Genomic DNA, 19,579 nt, shown 5'->3' on the forward strand with positions numbered 1-19,579 from the left:
GTATGGACGTATGAAAAACCCAATAGCATCAAGGGATTAACCCTTTTATACATCCAATACATCCATAATATTTATATAAAAGATATATAAAAGAATATAGAGTACACACGTAATAAAATCTCTATAATCTCTTTATTTCAGCAGTCTATATAGAAAATGGTTGTCATGGGCGTTATGGACGTATTCATAAAAGGAGTGGAGGCAGTTTTGCAGGAAAGTCAATTGGAGCGACTTCTCAAACGGAAGGTTGAGAGCTTGGGGGGTCAGGCACTTAAATTTGTTTCTCCGGGAATGTCAGGGGTGCCGGATAGACTTGTTTTGATTCCGGGAGGAAGGGCAGTCTTTGCAGAAATGAAAGCGCCAGGGAAAAACCTTCGGCCCTTGCAGGAGAAAAGAAAACGGGACCTAGAAAGTTTAGGGTTTACCGTTTGCAAACTTGATTCCCGGGAAACAATAGACGCTTTTATTAGGAGGTTCTTTCATGAAGTTTAAGCCTCACCAATACCAGGAGCATGCCATTCAGCACATTATCAAAAGTGAGGCCGCCGGCCTTTTCCTTGATATGGGGATGGGAAAAACGGTAAGCACGTTAACCGCGGTTTCCGATCTGCTTCATGATTATTTCGAGGTTTTGAAGGTTTTAGTAATCGCACCGTTGAGGGTGGCAGAAGACACCTGGAGCCGCGAGGCGGAGAAGTGGGATCATACGCAATACCTTCGTGTATCAAAAGTGTTGGGCCCCGAACACCAAAGGGTTTCAGCTTTACATGCGTCCGCGGACATTTATGTGATCAATCGTGAAAACGTTGAATGGCTTGTCAATTACTACGGCAAGAAATGGCCCTTTGACATGGTTGTGATAGATGAGCTATCAAGCTTTAAATCTTCCAAGGCTAAAAGATTCAGAGCCTTAAAAAAGGTTCGCCCTTTTATCAAAAGAATTGTGGGATTGACGGGAACGCCAGCCCCAAATAGTTTAATTGATCTATGGCCGCAAATGTATCTGTTAGACCAGGGGGAACGTCTGGGCAAAACGGTAACCAGTTATCGAGAAAAATATTTTCAGCCCGATAAGCGTAACCGAACGATCATTTATAGTTGGAAGTTAAGAGACGGGGCCGAGCAATCAATACACGAAAAGATTTCTGATATCTGCATTAGCATGCAGGCAAAAGACTGGCTCGATCTGCCGAAAAGAATCAACAACATAATGAAAGTGACTCTTCCGGCAAAAGCCAAGGAGAAATATAAGCAACTTGAAAAAGAATTGCTGTTGCCTTTCGCTGGCGGTGATGTTGTGGCTGATACGGCGGCTGTTCTTTCTAACAAATTGATGCAGCTGGCAAATGGTGCGGTTTATGATGAGAACGGAAAAATTCAAGAAATACACGATGAAAAGCTAAACAAACTGGAAGACATAGTGGAGGCAGCCAACGGAAACCCGATCCTGGTGTTTTATTGTTATCAGCACGATCTTTCACGGATTCAAAACAGATTCAAAAATGCAAGGACTTTAAATGGCAGCAAAGATATAAAAGCCTGGAATGCCGGGAAAATAGAAATGCTTCTGGCGCATCCGGCTTCTACCGGACACGGGCTAAACCTTCAAGATGGCGGCCATATCATTGTTTGGTTCGGTATGACCTGGAGCCTGGAGCTATACCAACAGGCAAATGCCAGGCTGGACAGACAGGGGCAAAAGCAAAGCGTCATCGTTCATCACCTGGTGACAGAAGGGACCGTGGACGAGGATGTAATGAGAGCCCTGGAAGGGAAGGCATTGGGGCAAGATGCTTTATTAGAAGCAGTAAAAGCACGATTGGAGAAATTGGCATGAGCATTGAACAATTAACATTTTTCGAACCAGTAGACACTAGAGCTGTACGTGAAATTGTGATTAAAGAATTGAAAGATTATAGGGCAATCAAAGTCCAGCTTGAAAATCAAAAGGAATGCGAAAATCGCGGCATGAAGGCATTTCCTTCCCTCCGGGATTCATCCGCTTTTAACGAGCTCAAGGTCAAACAGATGGAACGAGCTTTACAAAACAGCTTGGACGATGAGGAACGTTTAATCATCGAAAAGAAATATCTGACGGCTGCCAGGGTGAAAGACATCAACATCTATATGGATTTGGGTATTACCAAAAATGCTTATTACAGGTTAAAGAAAAGAGCGATTTATCGCCTTGCTACAGCACTCGGAATCATCTGAGTGCTTTTTTTATTGGGACAAAAAATAAACTTTTTGAGGACAAAAATAGAGACAAAAAAGGAGACTATTTATTTTTGATTTGTCGATAAGATTTATTTATCAAGAAATAACGGGAGATGCACCATTCCCTTATCAAGGTGAATTCGGATACTCAAATTAAGGTGATGAAGAATGAAGCCAAACGGGAGGAACATTCTGAGCCGGATCGCGCTAGTCTTGCGGCTTTGGTATCGGGAGATTTGTAAGCAGTATATTTTTTGGACATGCCGTCTTACAATGCTTGGCTTCCTCCCGGAGTATGTGTAAGGCGCAAATTTTAATAAGCGTTTAGCGTAAGGAGTGGATAAAAAAGAATAACCGGCTGGCTGCTCAATTTACATTTAGAATAGGGTTCACTTGTGGATAAATAAAAACTCCTTCATGGTATAATGTAGAAAAAATTGAAGGAGGTAAAGTTGAGCGATGAAATACGGTATTGAAATCATTGAAAATACACAAGAAAGTCGATTGGAAGTTCTAGATCGCGGTTGGAAAAGTACCGATCATATGGTATCAAAGGAAGAAGCAAAAGAATTATGTGATGCATTACTGAGTGGTAAAAAGGCTATTGTAATTGATGACGGAGAGCACACGAATGTTATTTTCATCGGGGAGGATTCATAATAAAACCGCCATCCGATGGCCATTCAGGCTATCCAGAAAAAGGACAGTCCAAGAATGGACTCACGAGCACAAAGAAATGAAATATATTTTAAATCAGAGGATGACAGCAAAATGATTTTGGCACAATTATGGCACAACGTTGGCACTCTGTTTTGTTTTAGATCGGTTAATATGGTATTAAGCGAATAGACAAGTTTATTTTTCTTGATTACTTTCATAAAATGAAATACATCGAGAATTACCCCTTTTCAAGAGGTACCCTGAAGGTGCTTCTTGATTTTTTTTAGAACGAATTCGAATTAATGGGAATAGATAAGTTGCAAATATTGACCCGACACATTAACTTTTCTCCTTTCTGTTTAAGTATCCTTAAAAGTGATCTTCTAGGATACTTTTTTGATTTTAGGCTGTGGATAGTATGCAATCGGACAAATATAGGTGATTGTAATGGTACATGTATACATTGTTTATCATAGTTTGATAATGAATATGATAAATGAATGAAAGGAGAGCTTAGTCATGTTTCATTGCAAACCAAATGTGATGCCGCCAATTGTACACCCGACTAATTGTTGTCAAACTCATACTTTTTCTAAAACAATTGTGCCGCATATTCATCCGCAGCATATAACAAATGTGCATCATAAGCATTTCCAGCATGTCCATCAATATCCACACACTTATTCTAGTTACGATCCTGTTACACACTCTCATACTCATTGTGGTAAACCATGTTGTAACTAGTGGGATTAAACAATGTCTGTATGGTTTACAGTGCATCATCATATATAGCACCCAAATGAGCACCCAAATGAAGGGTGCTTTTTTATGTTCTCTGTAAACCGGGTCCAGTAAATCTCAGAATAAACGATCGGCGGCCAATGAGAGCCTTTGAGTGTGGGCTCGGTTTAGAAAGAATATACCAGGCGCTTTCCCAAATGGGAGGGCGTTTTTTATTTAAGGGAGGATCAAGCATGTTTGAATTGAATTTAGCGCATACGAGTATTTTAGAGTTGTTAGAAAAGGCTGCTGAAAAGAATGAACTAATTTATGTAAGAGCGAGGCAAAGACGTGTTGGTAAAACAACTGCCCTATTGGAGTTTGCCAGAAAAAATAATTATCCTGTCCTGGCAAAAAGAGAGGTAGCAAGAAGTTACCAGCGAAGATATCCTGATCTGAATATTATCGGATATGTAGACGGATCAGAACTCGATGGGCTTTATAATGTCGTTTGTGATGAAGGCATACCAAAGGATGCTGTTAAAAGGCTTCACAAACGCGGAATTCTGTTAACCGGATTTATATTAGAGAACGTTTACGAAAATATAGGAGTTGACCAAGGCGTTTCTCTTGGTTATTCTGCACCATCGAAAAAAACAACTCCTTTGCTGCAGATTGAGCTTGAGGATATTGATTCTGTGCCTCGTATTTTCTACAAAGGCAAACAGATTGATTCGATTATAAACGCAGATTTTTCTTATCTAACAAATGATGATTCGACAATCAATCCGACACATATTGATATTGAATACATGGATAAGGAAAGCAAGTTTGGAACAAAGGCAATCGTTTATAATCGGCATTTCCATGATCAGAGGGAAAGATCATGAAACCTCTTAGTAAATGTGAGCATTGTGGAGACGTTCATGCAATCGTGTTACAGGAGCAGAGAAGAAAGAATAGTGTTGTCGTGGGGTATATCCAGTGCCCGGCCTGCCAGCATAGGACTGTGTTCTCCGTGACAACTCCACAAATTAGAGAGCTGCAAAAACGTATCAGAAGTGTGAAGAGTCAGTATGACAAAGCCAAGAGGCTAAAGAAAGCCGAGCGCCTTTTGACAGAGTATTTCAATTTAAAGGAGCGTATAGGCCTACTTATGCAGCCGTTAATAGATCAGGCAAATAAAGAGCTGAACCAATGAACGATTTGCATTGAAGGAGGACTACAATGCCACTTAAGCCATTAAGGGAATGTAAGGCCTATGGGTGTAAGGCCCTTACTAGGGAGGGGTACTGCCCTGACCATAGGCACATCCAACAGGAGGAAACGAAACATTACAACAAACATTCAAGAAACAAAACAATAACAAGTTTTTATAAATCAACTGAATGGAAACGAACAAGAGAACTTGTTTTGCTTCGAGACAATCGTCTTTGCCAGCGATGCTTGAGAGAACATCGATTCACTCCCGCCGACATGGTCCATCATATTGTGGAGGTAAAGCAGGACTGGTCCAAGCGTTTAGACCTTTCAAACCTTGAAAGTCTCTGCAATGCTTGCCATAACAAGGTTCACGGCGACCGGAGCAAGCCGATCAAGTAGGGATACCCCCCTATGAAAATCCTTGGAAAACAACCGCCACGGGAACGGCGCCCCCTTTTCTGTAAACAAACACCGCTTTTCAAAGTTCCCGAAACGCAAAATACCCTCTCGACAGATTTGCCGAGAGGGCTTGATATGACTGGTTTTGTTGTTACTTTCATCATAGCATGCTTTGTGAAAAAAACAAGCGAAAAATTGCGATTTTTTAAAAGGAATGAGGTGAAAAACATGCCGAGACCTGCAAAATCCGCGGCCCTTCAATTAATACAGGGCAATCCGAATAAAAAGAATACGGAAGAACTGGCCGCGCGGGCTAAACACGAACAAAAAATGAAAATGCGCGCTGACAATATCAAACCTCCTTCCTGGTTGGATAAGGTGGCTAAAAAAGAATTTAAACGGGTTGCTGCTCTTTTATCTGAGGTGGAAATCATCACGGAGGCAGATATCAGCATGTTGGCTGCCTACTGTAATGCGTATTCTCAGTACATCTCTATTTCGAAAATTATTGAAGAAGACGGCATCATGATTCATACAGAGGGTCAAGATGAAAACGGAGAGCCGATCAAGTTGGTTGGAGAAGAGCACCCTCTGCTGAAACGGCAGAAAAATTTCTACGATCAAATGAAATCGGCTGCTAATGATTTCGGACTCACACCGTCTGCACGTGCCAAGCTCGCGATCACGAAAACCCAGGAAGAACGGGAGAAGACTTTAGCAGAAAAGGAGTTTAGTAATGTATGAATACAATTAAACAGTTTATGATTGATTACTCGCGCGATGTGATATCGGGCGAGATTGTTGCGTGCGAAAAGCATATATGGGCTTGTCAACGGTTTTTAAATGATATTAAAAGAGAAGGAACAAGAGAGTTTCCTTACGTGTTTGACGATGAAAAAGCCCGTCGCTTTCTTTACTGGATGACGCAATTCAAACATACAAAAGGGCCATTAGCTGGTGAAAACATAGTTCCAGATCGTATTCAAATCTTTATTTTCGGTAATGTTTATGGCTGGATTCATAAAGATACAGGATACCGCCGTTTTACAAAAGTGTATTGGCAGGTTGGCCGTAAAAATGCAAAGACTCAGAGTCTAGCATGTGTTGCATCCTATGAAGCAATGGCAAACAATGAGAAAATGTCTGAAGTTTATATAGGGGCAACAAAGACGGAGCAGGCTCAAATATGTTGGAAGGAGATAAAAGCCCAAATAGAAGGGTGCGAACTTCTAAACAAACCTGAGCAAAAATACAGGATAGCATACAGCACCATTGAACACCCAAAAACAAATTCAACCATCAAAGCTTTATCTAAAGATGCAGGGAAGACCGGTGACGGATTTAACCCGCAATGCGGCATAATCGATGAATATCATGCTCATAAAACGTCAGAGATTTACGATATCCTGGAGTCGGGGATGGGCGCAAGAACGCAGCCGATCATGGTTATTATCACGACAGCGGGGCACGAGTTAAACAATCCGGCCTATCGTGTGGAGTATGATTATGTTTCACGTCTTCTCGATCCAAACAAAGTAGAGACAAATGAACAGTATTTTGTCATGGTGAACGAAATAGATAAAGACGATGACATAAAGGATGAAAGGAATTGGATAAAGGCTAATCCGATATTAGCTTCTCATGAAGTTGGGAAAAAATATTTGCGAGATCGTCTTGAAATGGCTCTGGCTGTTCCTGAAAAGATGAGGGATTTCCTGACCAAGAATATGAATGTTTGGGTTAATATGCGCGACGGTGGATACATGGATATGCAGGCTTGGAAGGATTGCGGATCTGATCAGTTCCCTAATCTATCCGGCCGTGAGTGCTATGTAGGGATTGACTTGTCAAAACGAATTGACCTGACAGCTGTCTCGTTTATTTTCCCATTGGATAATGGGAGCTTTGCTGTTGAGAGTCACGGCTTTATGCCTGAAGATACTTTCTATGAGCGTATGAAGACCGATAACGTACCTTATGATCTGTGGAGAAAAAAGAACTGGCTAACCGTTACCGACGGCGCTGTTGTCGATTATGACTATATCAGAACCTACATTAAAAAAATGGAGAAAGAAAAAGGCTGGCGGATAAAAGAAATAGCCTACGATCCGTACAATGCTACACAGTTTGCCCAACAGATGGAAGCAGACGGATATGTGATGATTGAAATTCGACAGGGTGTAGCCACACTTTCAGAGCCTACGAAAGACTTCCGTGAAAAAGTGAAGGCGAAAAAGATCATCCATAATAAAAACGATCTGCTGACTTGGGCTATGGGGAACGCCGTTACAAAAGTGGATGCCCAGGAAAATATAATGCTGGATAAGTCCAAGTCCACACAACGGATTGACCCGGCAGCCGCGCTTATTAATGCACATGTTCGGGCTTCACAAATTGATACGGCGATCGACTTAAACGCTTATATTCAGTCTGGATCTTTCAGTCTGTAGGGGGTGAGCACTTGAAAATTTTAAAAACCTTACAGCTATTTTTAGAGGATATCTTGCTTATTGCGGGCATGGTATTCATTTCAATAGCCATATACCGAATAAACGTAAACGCGGGTTTAATTGCAACCGGTGTTTTTTTATTTTCTCTTGCCAGCTTGGCAGGATTTGTTCGTCAAAAAAATAAGGATGAGGGAGGGAAATAGATGCTATTAAGCCGTTTAAAGAGCGGAATAAAAAATGAAATTGCTGAAGAGGATAGCGGTTCCCTTCTCCATCCGGCTAATTGGTTTAGAAATATTTTTGCCGGGACAGAGAGTTCATCTGGTGAAAGAGTATCAACAAAAACGGCCGTTTTGCATCCGGATGTATATGCTTGCGTGATTGTTTTAGCTGATGATATTGCAAAACTGCCGATTAAACTTTTTCAGAATCAAAACGGAAACATACAACAGATTCAAAATGAAGTAAGCGACATTATTCTGAACAAAGTCAATGACTTCATGACAAGCTTTGTGTGGAAACGGCTGTTGGTTACGGGACTGTGTACTTGGGGAAACAGCTATAATCTTTTGCTTTTTGATAAAGACGGGAATGTGGCTGGTATCAGACCATTAGACCCTGAAGCGACAAATACGAATATTGATCCAAATAACGGCCGGGTATGGTATTCAACCACACTTGACGGCAAGTACCGTGAATTTTTTTACGAAGAGGTACTGCATTTTAAAAACCTATCTCTTGACGGAATTGTAGGTCAAACCCCGATTTCAGTTATTCGGGACAATATCGGATCAAATAGAGCTGCCACAAAATTTAACGCGAAATTTTACAAGAATGGGGGCGCGCCATTTGGCGTTGTAAAAGCGCCGACCCTTTTAGACCGAAAAAGCAAACAAATTCTTAGAGAAGACTGGGAGCGGGTGAATGCGGGGCAGTCTATTGCAGTTTTAGACGCCGGCCTCGATTATTCACAAGTAACAATGCCTATGAAGGATGCTCAATTTATAGAGTCAATGAAGTGGAATCGTCAGCAGATTGCATCGATTTACAAGGTGCCGCCTCATAAAATAGGTGAGCTGGACCGGGCAACATTTTCAAATATAGAGCAACAATCTTTAGATTATGTCAAAACCACTTTACAGCCAATCGTCACAAATATTGAACAAGAGTTAAACGATAAGGTTTTGACAGAGAAGCAGCGGGAAGCTGGCTATTACTTTAAATTTAACTTGGAATCAGAGCTTCGCGGGGATAGTAAATCACGTGCTGAATTTTATAAAACGATGCAAAGCGTAGGCGCCTTTAGCGTCAATACTATTCTTCAAAAAGAGGACATGACAGGTATCGGGGAGATCGGCGATGAGCATTATGGAAACTTAAACCTTGTTCCCCTTTCGATTATGAAAGAGTATCAACTTAGCAAGGTCAGACGGTCTTCAAATCGCCTGAAAGGGGGTGATGGCAACGAAGAAGAAAAACAAGTATTGGAACATGAAGGTTCTGAATGATTCGACTGCTGAAATTACGCTTTACGGTTCGATAACTGGCGAAGGATGGTTTAGCGAGAGCTCGTCCAAGGTCTTTCAGTCTGAGTTGAAAAGTTTAGGTGATGTGAGCTTTATTGATTTGTACATCAATTCGCCTGGTGGGGATGTTTTTGAGGGGCAGGCTATTCATTCGATGCTTCAGCGTCACAAGGCAAAAATCAATGTCTATATAGATGCACTGGCTGGAAGTATTGCTTCTGTCATTGCAATGGCCGGCGATAAAATTACGATGCCGAGTAACGCCATGATGATGATTCACAACCCATACATGGGGATGGTCGGGAATGCCGCGGAATTCCGGAAGGCAGCCGATGATCTGGATAAGATTACTGAAAGTATCGTTTCCACATATCTTGCGAAAGCAGGAGACAAACTGGACGACCGGACTTTACGCCAGCTTCTGGATGAGGAAACCTGGCTCACCGCCGATGAAGCTTTAAATTATGGCTTGATCGATATGGTTTCAGAATCAAAGGATGTAGCAGCCTGCATTGATCATCAGGTACTGGCACATTTTAAACATGTTCCAGGCAAAATTGTTGCTCAATCCGCTGCTGGAAATCCGGCTGAAGAAACTAAACCGGATGAATTATTAAAACAAAAGATCAATATGAAACTTGAACTCTTAAATCTTTAAGGGTTCTTTTTTTATGCCATTTTTAAGGAGGACAAGCATTTGAAACAGAAACTGTTATTGAGACTTGATATTCAATTTTTTGCCGGGGGCGGGATGTCCAAAAAAGAACGAGAATTGCGCCAGACCTTGGCGGAAAAACGTACAAAAATTGAAGCGCTGACCGATGAAGGGAAAATGGACGAAGCCAAAAAACTACTTGCAGAGGCTCAACAAATTAAAGATCAAATTCAAACATATGAGGATTTACGAAACATGCAGGTTTCATATGCACAAGAAGAGCCGCAGCATGATCCAGAGACAAAAACACCGCAACAGCCTACGGATGATATCGCTAAAACAGAAGTGAAGAATCATGTTCAACTTTTTGCTCACGCCCTTAGAACAGGCAAAGTACCGCAGCCTCTTGCCGCGATGAAAGAAGGTGTGGATGAGGACGGCGGGCTTATTGTACCGCAGGATATCTCCACGAAAATTAATGAAAAACGACGCCAATTTGACACACTGGCAAATCTCGTCGATGTCATTCCGGTATCAACAAACAAAGGTTCACGGGTTCTTGAAAAATTATCAGATATCACCCCGTTGGCAAATCTTGAGGAATTAGAAAATATTGAAGAGTTAGAGAACCCTAAATTTGAAAACATTAAATATAACATCAAAGACTATGCCGGGATTTTGGTTCTTTCAAACGATTTGCTTGCAGATACACAAGAAGCGCTTTTGCAGTACCTTTCTAATTGGCTTGCCAAAAAGTCGGCCGTGACCCGCAATACGTTGATTCTTAATCAATTAGGAACACTTGCAAAAACCACAGTATCGAAGCAGGACGACATTAAAGACATTCTCAATGTCAAACTTGATCCGGCTATTAATGCCACGACTAAAGTTGTCACGAACCAATCAGGATTTAACGTGTTAGATAAACTGAAAGACGCTTTCGGCCGTTACCTGCTTCAGCCGAACCCTACTGATCCAACTAAAAAATTATTGTTCGGTAAGCCGGTATCCGTCATTTCTGATAAGTATTTGCCAAACGGCGGTACAAAAACGACTCCAAAATATCCATTAATCATTGGAGACCTTAAAGAAGCTGTCAAACTCTTTGATCGTCAGCAATATTCCATTTTAACGACAAATGTCGGTGGTAAAGCATTCTACCGTAACTCTACAGATATGCGAATCATTGAACGTGAGGACGTTGTACTTTGGGACACGGATGCTGTTGTTTACGCGGAATTTGCATCTATTAAAGACGCTGTTCCCGACAATGAAACTCCAAGTACCGGCGACACAGAAGATAAATCAGTTGACGTTGGAAAATAATAAAAGCAAAGGATGAGGAACAATGGCAGATCAATTTTTAAACCAAAGCAATGGTGTTTATACTTCCGCAGAGGACGACGGCACAGGAAAACCGGTAACGCCTGTTTACTTGAAAGGGAACAGTGAAGATAATCCTTTATACATCAAAGGGATGCCGGGGGAACCTGGGCCGCAGGGACCTCAAGGGCCAAAAGGGGACAAAGGAGATACCGGCCCGCAAGGTCCACAGGGAGAGCCAGGACCCCAAGGCCCGAAAGGTGACAAAGGCGATCCGGCTGACATTGGAGAGAAAAGTATCCTACATGAAATGCTTGCGGACAAGTCTGTTAGAAGCAACAACATCGGAACCGGCAGCGTCATGCTGGATCACTTTAACAGCGAAGTAAAGGCCGTTTTTGAAGGTCTACAAAAGCAAATTGATGAGCTCAAAGGCGGCGCATCTAGTTAACGAAAGATAGGTGATGCCCTATGACTGAAACCCAACAAAAAGAGCTTGAAGAAGCGAAAAAATTCCTCCGGGTCGATGGTGATCTGGAGGATGATTTAATTCTTGGGTTTATCGCTTCTGCAAAAGAATACATTACATCCGCAACGGGCCTGAAATTTCCTAATAATTCAGCTCGCGCAGATTTGTGTGTAAAGGCTTTTGTAACTCACTGGTATGAAAACCGTGAAATAGCTGGCACAACTTCAAACCTTGATGGAGTTCTGACAACGTTGATCAATCAATTAAAATACACAGTTTCGGAGACTGATGCCGATGCTGAATGACATGCGATATCGAATCAAGTTTCAAAAGAAAAAAGAAGGCGGCCGTCTCCCTGTGGAAGGTAACTATGAAACGGTCGTTGAATGCTGGGCAAAAGCCGAAGGGTTAAAAGGCCGAGAATATTACGCGGCGGCCGCGGTGCAGAAGGAGAGGACAGTAAAATTCACGATCCGACACCGCGAGGATATCGATGAACATATGCGGATCCTTTTTCAGAATCAAGCGTATGAAATTGAATCTATCATACCGAACTATTCCCGGAAAAATTTCACCATGATTAGGGCAAAGGCGGTGGAATAATGAAGATCGAAATGGAAATGCAGGGCTTTAAAGAATTAGATTCATATTTAAGCTCTCTTGCAAGGGAAAATGAATCGATAAATAAAGCCACTGTAAAAGCTGGTGGTGCGGTCCTTGCTAAAGAAATTGACAAGAATGCACCCCGATCAGACATTGGCGGAAATCACCCCCACATTGATGAAGATATCATTGTTGGGAACAGGACACGCAAGGATCCCGACGGTGAAATATATGCGGTTGTCGGTCCTACAAAAGATACGAAGTTCCGTGTCCACTTGCCTGAATTCGGAACCATTCATCAGCCGGCTAACCCGTTCATTCAGCAGAGTATGCTAAGTGCCAATGATAGGATGCTTCAGGCGATGGCAACCGTTATAAAAAGAGGGTACAAGCTATGAATGTGGCAGAAAGAGCATTACAACTAAAAAACAGAATATTTGAAGCGCTGGAAACCAATCCAGCGCTTTTATTATTGGTCGATCCTGCAAACATTTTTGAGCTTGCGGTACCGATTGGCATTAAAAGCAAACCAGCCTATATCGTCGTACAGGAATTAGACTACAGAACTACAGGGTGGGCTGACGGAAAGCCGATCAAGGACAGCGCTGTATATCAAATCGATGTGTATAACGATTCTTCCTGCGATCAAATTTTGGCTGCCGTGGTTGGGGTCATGAATCGATTAGATTTTCAAACAGGAATTTTAATCAATGGCTTTTTAAAAGATGAAGGGCTGATTCGGAAAGGCTACCGGTTTGAGGCCAATATTTTAATATAATTGGAGGTTTTAGAATGGCTGAATACAGTTCAGTTACCGGATTGGAAGGCGTTAAATTTGCGCCTTTAAAAAAGGAAAATGGCTTTTATGTGGCTACAAAAATTATTGATTATCCTTTCGCAATTAACGCGAAGGTCAATACGGATACATCAACAGAAAAGCAGTATGCAGACAACAAATTAGTTGATATGGCCGTTACAACAGGTTCCACAAAGTTGGAGCTAGAAATGCGAGATTTACCAATGGAAATCTTGGCCGAACTGTTAGGAATTGAGGAAACAGACGGCCTCTATTTATTTAAGAAAAATATAATTCCACCGTGGGTTGCTATGTCCTTCTTTGGGCCAAAAGCAAACGGTAAGAATCGCCATGTGGGACTTGTAAAAGGGCGTTTTTCTTTGCCGGATGATGAATGGAAAACAAAAGAAGAAAAGACAGATTTTCAGACGGTCAAACTTTCTGCTGAATTTATGGAGCGCGAACAAGACAACGCCTATAAAGTATTGGCTGATGAAGATGCCCCGAATTTCGATTTGGACAAGTTTTATGAAAAAGTATTTGGCAATGTCTATAAAAATCCAGATTCTGGTTCTGGTGATAAATCTAGCGTAGACATTGGCAAAACAGTATAAAGGGAAGCAGCGTGCTTCTCTTTTTTCATATCAAACAAAATTATAAAGGAGGAGTCAACATGGCTCAAAAACAAATTTCGGTGAAATTATGGTTTGAAAAAGAAGAAAAATACAAAACGTTTATTGCACCTCGTACTAATACAAAAACTTTGTATGAAGCTCTGAAGCTAGATGAGGCAGCCGCTAAAAATACCAACAGTATTAAGGAAGTGCTTAAGAGCCTTGAAGATCGTATGAAGTTCATTGTCCGGGTATTCCGCAACCAATTTACTTTAGAGGAATTTCAAGAAGGTCTACAGTCTTTTGAAGTTTCAGACGAAGTAAGGCGAATCATGGGCGAAATTATGGGTTATGAGGAAGTTAAGGAGGAAGAAGATTTTTTGCCGGAAGTGGAAACGGAGGCCTTTCAGCAGAAAAAGGAATAGATCAGCTCAATGATATTTACGCTGCCCTTTTAAAGCAGGGATGGACTATGACTGAAATTGATGAGATGGATATTTATCACTATTTAGAAGTTTTAGCACATGAAAATAAACCTAAAGTTGTTCCAATAGATCAAGTGTTTTTCTAAGGCTGGCTTAACAGCCGGTCTTTTTTAGTTGAGTTTATGCCAGGGAAGCGGGGTGGATACATATGGCGCAACCTATCGGAAATATGATCGTTAAAGTAGGCCTTGATGATACCGGTTTTAACCGGGGAATTGAGGGCTTAAAGCGGCAAATGCGTTTAGCAAATTCAGAAATGAAAGCCTCCAGCGCTATTTATAAAGCGGCGGGCAATCAATCTAAATTTCTCCAATCCCAAGTAGAAGGTCTCAATAGCAAATATCGTATCCAAGGCCGATTAGTCGAAGAGCATCGAGCCAAATACGAGAAATTAGCAAGAGAAAAAGGGATCGACAACCGAGAGACTCAAATACAAGGGCGACGGTTGAATGATGCTATTGCAGTTCACCAAAGCCTTGGAAACGAACTGCAACGCGTAACAAGAGAATTTGAAAACACGACAAACAGCACCCGCCGCACTTCGGGTGTTTTTTCTGTGTTCAGACGAGATTCAGGGAAAGTATCTGAAGGGCTAAACGCTGTTTATCATTCTGCTTCTAAGGTTGGAACAGCCCTTTCGGCTGTTGGCGCGGCTGGGACATTAGGGATCGGTGTAAGTGTAAAAGCCGCGGCTGATTTTGAAAAAGCCATGAGCCGTGTTGGTGCTTTGGCGAATGCCACAAACGACCAAATGGCTAAGCTGACGGAAACGGCGCGTCATTTGGGTGCAACAACTCAGTTTACCGACGGGGAAGTTGCAGAAGGAATGCAGTATCTTGCGATGGCCGGATATAAAACGAATCAAATTATTGGAGCTATGCCTGGTCTTCTCTCGACTGCTGCAGCCGGTCAAACAGATCTTGGGGTCACAGCTGACATCGTTTCTGATATATTGACGGAATTTCATATCAAAGCTGAAGATACAAACCGCGTTGCGGATGCCATGACGTATACGTTCACCAACTCAAACGCCACGCTTCAAGAGATCGGTCAAACGATGAAATATGCGGCTCCGGCAGCAAAAACGGCCGGACTCAGCATGGAAGAATTAGCGGCGGCAACAGGTATCTTGGCAAACAGCGGGATTAAGGCTGATATGGCAGGAACGGCTTTGCGGGCTACACTTACTCGCCTATCATCTCCGCCAAAACAAGCCGGAAATGCGATCCATGAATTAGGTTTGCAAGTAACTGATTCCACAGGGAAATTGCGTCCGCTTTCGGATATAATCGGCCAGATCAATGAGAAAACAAAAAATTATACCGAAACTGAAAAAATCCGTATTGCTAAACAGTTGGCAGGGCAGCACGCTCTTTCTGGATTTATTACTTTAATGCACGCAGGAAAAGACAAGCTCCAAGATTTCACCAAAGAAATTGAAAACAGCGGGGGCGCTGCGGACAGAGTAGCCAAAAAGCAAATGGATAACCTGGCCGGATCCATGGAATATCTGAAATCTGCTGTGAACAATGCTCTCATCACATTGGGAAATCAGTTTCTCCCTGTGATTCGTGCAACAACTGACGGCCTAACAAAATTCGTTACTTGGTTTGATTCCTTACCTCCTTCCATTGCGAGTACCATTGCGATCACTGGCGGAGCTGTAACTGTGTTTTCGCTTTTGGGTGGGGCCTTCTTATTTATTTTAGGTTCTCTGCCAAAGGTGGCAGCAGGCTGGAATATGTTGCGTACTGCCGGGAGCTATTTAACAGGCAATGTAAACCGGGCTTCAGCAAGTCTCAACGCTTATTCGGCAGAAGCTATTGCAGCGGGTGCAGCTTCCAGGACAGCGGCTGCAGGAATGAACACGACCTCCACGGCGGCGGCTGTAGCGTCTACAAGGATGGAACGTTTCCATCAATCAACCGCGGTAGCAACAACGAGAGTAGGACGGCTCGAGCAAGCATCTAGCAGAAGCTCAAAAGCCATGCGAGGGCTGGGCGGTGCTTCACGTGTTGCCGGGCTTGGTCTAAGTTTATTTGGCGGCCCCGTCGGGACAATCGCCGGTCTTATTCTTTCGTTTGCGCCTGAGCTCTTAAAATTCGGCGGAAATATTTTAAAGGTCGGGGCCAATGCAATTAAAGGCGCTGGCGGCTTCATGAAATTAGCGAAAAGTGGTTTTGGCCTTTTCAACATTCTCAAAAAAGGAGCGGGAGTTGTCGGCCTCTTACGTGGCGCATTGAGTTTGTTAGGTAGTCCTATTGGCCTTGCTATTACAGGTGTAACGCTTCTTACGGAAGCAGGTATGAACTATTATGACAACCTGAAGAAAAGGGTTCTTCCATCGACTATTGACTTTGGTAAAGGGGTTTCGAAGTCTACTGCAAAAGCTGTGAATGCTTATGAAGATATGAATACAAAAGTCACGGCTAAGCTTGAATATCTCCGTATAACCAATGCAAAAATCACCAAGAAAATAGCGGACGATGTCGCAACACAGTTTACAGTGATGGGAGAGTCTTTGAAAAATGGATTCCAAACGAGCACTGATTCAGCCACCAAGGTATTAAAGGAGTTTTTTGCGTCCAATGAGGAAATATCAGATAAATACGCGGCTAAGATTCTAAATAAAATTGGGGATGGAAACCAAAAGAAACAAAAGAAAATACAAGGATATGTGGATCGTGTAAATGAGATTTATCGAAACGCCGCAAAAGAACATCGTAAGCTTACAGATAAAGAAAATGAAGAAGTTACTAAAATTCAAGGGAAGATGCTCTCCCAAATGGAGACAGCACTTACCCGTAGTAAAGGTGAACAAACGAAAATTTCTAGAAAGTTGAAGGAAGAGTCTTCTAATCTTTCCGCCAAACAGGCAGCCGCTGTTGTGAAAAACAGCAACAAAGCAAAAGAAAAAACAATTAAAGCTGCCAAAGACCAATATAAGGCTGTAGTTGACGCGGCGGATGACCAATATTATGTAAAAAGAACAATTTCAAAGAAACAGCACGATTACATTGTTGAGAAAGCTGAAAGCCAAGCAGAAAAAACAATTAAGCAAGCAAAAGAGACACATGAAGGCGTAGTCGAGGAGGCAAAACTTCAAGCTGCTGGCCATCTTGATCAAGTTGATATTGAGACAGGTGAAATCCTTGATGCATGGGATCATCACCTAATTGATTTAGCGGGGGTAGTCAATAAGATCACCGGCTATATTAATAACGTTTTTGATTTTCTTCATATTCCCACTAAGATTCCGGAATGGAAACCCAAAGGCTATCAAGATACTTCTAAAATGCAAGTTGCACCTGGTGTCGCTTATGCAAAAGGAACAGACTTTCACCCTGGAGGGAAAGCGCTTGTCGGTGAAGAAGGATGGGAGTTGGCCCATACACCAGGCATAGGAACTTATGTTGTAGGGGCAGGCGGCCCGCAAATTTGGGATCTCCCACGAGGCACCTCCGTACTACCGCATGACCAGTCGAAAAAATTAGCAGCTTCGGGGTTGCCTGGATATGCAGGCGGAGTCGGGGACTTTTTCAAAAAAGCGATTGACGGCTCTAAAAAGATGGTTAACGGGGCTGTATCTTTTGGAAAAAGCGTCGTGGATAAAGTGGGCGATGTTAGTGCAACTGCAATGGACTTGATTACAAAGGGTCCTGGCAACTTAATCAAAAAACTGTTTAGTGGGCTTATCCCCTACAAAACAGGAAAAGGCATTGACTCGTTAGGAACCGGTATACTCAAGACATTGAAGGATGGGGCAGCTCAATTCCTGAAAGGGGTCATGCCGGATCCAGGCACATTTAAAGGAGCCGGCGGAACGAAAGCTGTAAACCAGTGGGTGACTGAAGCGGTCGGCATCGCGGGTGTGCCGATTTCATGGATCCCGGGGCTTGTTACTATCGCCATGAAAGAAAGCGGCGGTAATCCTAACGCCATCAATTTATGGGATTCTAATGCGAAAGCTGGGCACCCTTCACAAGGGCTGATGCAGACGATTCCAAGCACGTTCAACGCGAACAAGTTTCCTGGACATAATAACATTTTGAATCCGATCGACAATATCCTGGCTGCCATTAACTATATCAAACGTCGATATGGTGACATAAACAATCATCCGGGTTTAAAATCAATGGGCCGTGGCGGCGGATATGTCGGATATGCAAAAGGCGGTATTTCGCCCGGCCGTGGTGGTTCAAAGTGGGCAATATTAAATGAACGCGGGTATGATGAGACCACAATCACGGAAGACCCGGCTTACCGGGAGCGGAATATTGGATTATGGGCCCGTGTCGGTAGAAAGCTTGGCGTACTTCCGGATTTGCAGGATGGAATGATTTCAAAAGCGCTCCTCCTGCTTCAAAAAGTTTCGGAAAAGCCTGCACAGGAATTGGCCTCGCCTAAAGACTTTTCTGTGGACATCAGCCGTGTTGTGCAGAACCAAGAAAAACAGATCAGTATGATGGCAAAACAAATTGATTTTCTAAATAAAAATGTGCAGCTCTTGCAACAGATCCTATTAAAAGATAACAACACTTATCTTGATGGGAAGAAAATCGATCAATCATCCGGCGATCGGTATAATCGAACTTCATACCTGAATGGGGTGAGATAGTGGAATTGTACATTGACTATGATAATGGTTTAGGGGAGCAGAGTTTAAGCAGCCTGCTTCCTTTTTTTGAACCTTTAAGTTTTACACCTGAGTCACCAGGCATTGAGCGTGAAACAACAAATATCCCGAGAATAAATGGAGTCGTTTTGCCGCAGCATCCCCGTGACGTCAAATATACAGAAAGAAAAATATCAGTTGAAATCTATCTGAATTCAGTCATTGCCGAAAATTTTTATCAGTATCGACGGGAACTATACGCGGTTTTGGTTAAACCGTTCCCTTACTATATTTCAACCGACTTGTTGCCAAATCTCCGTTTTCGTGTCACATGTGATGGGAATTTCAGTATTCCAAAAGAAAAAGAAAAAAATCATGTTTCTTTTACTGTGGAATTTAACAACTACACTGGTTTGGCTGAGTCAAAATTTACTACTTTGACAAAACAGAATTTTCACGGAGAATACTGGAGCCCAGGCATGAATATTCAGATGCACGACAACCTGGAATATGTGTTTAAAAATCGAAAAAGATTTCAGGTTTACAATACGGGGGATGCTTTTATCAATCCCATGCAGCATGACTACAGTGTGACCTTATGGGCTTCAGGTAAAAACGTGACGATCATCAACCATACAAATGGGGAGAAGCTGAAAATTGAACAGGAATTGAAAAAATCACAGCCTGTCACTTTTATAAAACAGTATACCGTGATCAATAATAAGCCGGTTAAAACCTCCGGCAGGCTCCCGGGGCTTGATATAGGGAGCAATGATTTTGAAATACAGAATACCAATGATTTTGAAATCACTTTCGATACACGTTTCTATTACGCATAAGGAGC

Annotated in this window: 22 protein-coding genes; all 22 read left to right on the forward strand. The window is 42.4% G+C overall.

The genetic code is table 11. The features are described from left to right. Nucleotides 1-156 precede the first annotated feature (156 nt). Nucleotides 157-492: a VRR-NUC domain-containing protein gene (locus NSQ39_RS22790; RefSeq protein ID WP_006637232.1), complete on the forward strand. Its 336-nt coding sequence runs from the start codon at nucleotides 157-159 to the stop codon at nucleotides 490-492. After that, nucleotides 482-1,837 carry a DEAD/DEAH box helicase gene (locus NSQ39_RS22795; protein WP_341017523.1) on the forward strand — a complete coding sequence of 452 codons (1,356 nt, stop codon included), beginning with the start codon at nucleotides 482-484 and terminating at the stop codon, nucleotides 1,835-1,837. The genes NSQ39_RS22790 and NSQ39_RS22795 overlap by 11 nt, the downstream gene beginning before the upstream one ends. Then, nucleotides 1,834-2,214: an ArpU family phage packaging/lysis transcriptional regulator gene (locus NSQ39_RS22800; RefSeq protein ID WP_006637234.1), complete on the forward strand. Its 381-nt coding sequence runs from the start codon at nucleotides 1,834-1,836 to the stop codon at nucleotides 2,212-2,214. Before NSQ39_RS22795 ends, NSQ39_RS22800 begins: the two co-directional genes overlap by 4 nt. Before the next feature lie 462 nt (nucleotides 2,215-2,676). Then, complete coding sequence (locus NSQ39_RS22805) at nucleotides 2,677-2,877, forward strand: hypothetical protein (protein WP_341017526.1); 201 nt, start codon at nucleotides 2,677-2,679, stop codon at nucleotides 2,875-2,877. Nucleotides 2,878-3,396: 519 nt separating this feature from the next. Continuing rightward, the gene (cotD, locus tag NSQ39_RS22810) at nucleotides 3,397-3,621 is read left to right on the forward strand and encodes a spore coat protein CotD (RefSeq protein ID WP_006637235.1); all 225 of its coding nucleotides are present in this window, start codon (nucleotides 3,397-3,399) and stop codon (nucleotides 3,619-3,621) included. Between the two features lie 230 nt (nucleotides 3,622-3,851). Then, a complete protein-coding gene (locus NSQ39_RS22815) occupies nucleotides 3,852-4,487 on the forward strand; it encodes a hypothetical protein (protein ID WP_341017527.1) in 636 nt (211 codons plus the stop codon). A gap of 337 nt (nucleotides 4,488-4,824) precedes the next feature. Then, a complete protein-coding gene (locus tag NSQ39_RS22820; RefSeq protein WP_341017530.1) occupies nucleotides 4,825-5,199 on the forward strand; it encodes an HNH endonuclease in 375 nt (124 codons plus the stop codon). 228 nt (nucleotides 5,200-5,427) lie between these two features. Continuing rightward, the gene (locus NSQ39_RS22825; protein ID WP_025807612.1) at nucleotides 5,428-5,943 is read left to right on the forward strand and encodes a phage terminase small subunit P27 family; all 516 of its coding nucleotides are present in this window, start codon (nucleotides 5,428-5,430) and stop codon (nucleotides 5,941-5,943) included. Further along, on the forward strand, nucleotides 5,940-7,649 hold the full coding sequence (locus NSQ39_RS22830) for a terminase large subunit (protein WP_341017533.1): 1,710 nt from the start codon (nucleotides 5,940-5,942) through the stop codon (nucleotides 7,647-7,649). Before NSQ39_RS22825 ends, NSQ39_RS22830 begins: the two co-directional genes overlap by 4 nt. 11 nt (nucleotides 7,650-7,660) lie before the next feature. Beyond that, nucleotides 7,661-7,852 (forward strand): DUF1056 family protein, encoded by a 192-nt coding sequence (locus NSQ39_RS22835; RefSeq protein WP_003185361.1) that lies wholly within the window; start codon nucleotides 7,661-7,663, stop codon nucleotides 7,850-7,852. Then, on the forward strand, nucleotides 7,853-9,157 hold the full coding sequence (locus tag NSQ39_RS22840) for a phage portal protein (protein WP_341017539.1): 1,305 nt from the start codon (nucleotides 7,853-7,855) through the stop codon (nucleotides 9,155-9,157). Then, on the forward strand, nucleotides 9,108-9,833 hold the full coding sequence (locus NSQ39_RS22845) for a head maturation protease, ClpP-related (protein WP_341017541.1): 726 nt from the start codon (nucleotides 9,108-9,110) through the stop codon (nucleotides 9,831-9,833). Before NSQ39_RS22840 ends, NSQ39_RS22845 begins: the two co-directional genes overlap by 50 nt. Before the next feature lie 39 nt (nucleotides 9,834-9,872). After that, nucleotides 9,873-11,156 (forward strand): phage major capsid protein, encoded by a 1,284-nt coding sequence (locus NSQ39_RS22850; RefSeq protein ID WP_341017544.1) that lies wholly within the window; start codon nucleotides 9,873-9,875, stop codon nucleotides 11,154-11,156. Between the two features lie 22 nt (nucleotides 11,157-11,178). After that, nucleotides 11,179-11,604 (forward strand): collagen-like protein, encoded by a 426-nt coding sequence (locus NSQ39_RS22855; RefSeq protein WP_341017546.1) that lies wholly within the window; start codon nucleotides 11,179-11,181, stop codon nucleotides 11,602-11,604. Between the two features lie 20 nt (nucleotides 11,605-11,624). Further along, nucleotides 11,625-11,927 carry a head-tail connector protein gene (locus NSQ39_RS22860; protein ID WP_003185351.1) on the forward strand — a complete coding sequence of 101 codons (303 nt, stop codon included), beginning with the start codon at nucleotides 11,625-11,627 and terminating at the stop codon, nucleotides 11,925-11,927. Then, entirely contained in the window at nucleotides 11,917-12,225 is a 309-nt protein-coding gene (locus tag NSQ39_RS22865) for a phage head closure protein (protein ID WP_341017550.1), read from the forward strand. Before NSQ39_RS22860 ends, NSQ39_RS22865 begins: the two co-directional genes overlap by 11 nt. Next, nucleotides 12,225-12,623: an HK97-gp10 family putative phage morphogenesis protein gene (locus tag NSQ39_RS22870; protein WP_216899691.1), complete on the forward strand. Its 399-nt coding sequence runs from the start codon at nucleotides 12,225-12,227 to the stop codon at nucleotides 12,621-12,623. The genes NSQ39_RS22865 and NSQ39_RS22870 overlap by 1 nt, the downstream gene beginning before the upstream one ends. Beyond that, a complete protein-coding gene (gp17, locus tag NSQ39_RS22875) occupies nucleotides 12,620-13,003 on the forward strand; it encodes a tail completion protein gp17 (RefSeq protein ID WP_216899693.1) in 384 nt (127 codons plus the stop codon). The genes NSQ39_RS22870 and gp17 overlap by 4 nt, the downstream gene beginning before the upstream one ends. A gap of 14 nt (nucleotides 13,004-13,017) precedes the next feature. Continuing rightward, complete coding sequence (locus NSQ39_RS22880) at nucleotides 13,018-13,635, forward strand: major tail protein (RefSeq protein WP_216899695.1); 618 nt, start codon at nucleotides 13,018-13,020, stop codon at nucleotides 13,633-13,635. A gap of 59 nt (nucleotides 13,636-13,694) precedes the next feature. Then, nucleotides 13,695-14,060 (forward strand): phage tail assembly chaperone G, encoded by a 366-nt coding sequence (gpG, locus tag NSQ39_RS22885; RefSeq protein ID WP_175076744.1) that lies wholly within the window; start codon nucleotides 13,695-13,697, stop codon nucleotides 14,058-14,060. A 208-nt stretch (nucleotides 14,061-14,268) separates the two neighbouring features. After that, a complete protein-coding gene (locus NSQ39_RS22890) occupies nucleotides 14,269-18,738 on the forward strand; it encodes a phage tail tape measure protein (RefSeq protein WP_341017555.1) in 4,470 nt (1,489 codons plus the stop codon). Further along, nucleotides 18,738-19,574, forward strand: coding sequence for a phage tail family protein (locus tag NSQ39_RS22895; RefSeq protein WP_341017557.1), 837 nt, complete (start codon nucleotides 18,738-18,740; stop codon nucleotides 19,572-19,574). Before NSQ39_RS22890 ends, NSQ39_RS22895 begins: the two co-directional genes overlap by 1 nt. Nucleotides 19,575-19,579 lie beyond the last annotated feature (5 nt).

The organism is Bacillus sp. FSL W8-0848, assembly GCF_038007805.1.
Lineage (GTDB): Bacteria > Bacillota > Bacilli > Bacillales > Bacillaceae > Bacillus > Bacillus glycinifermentans.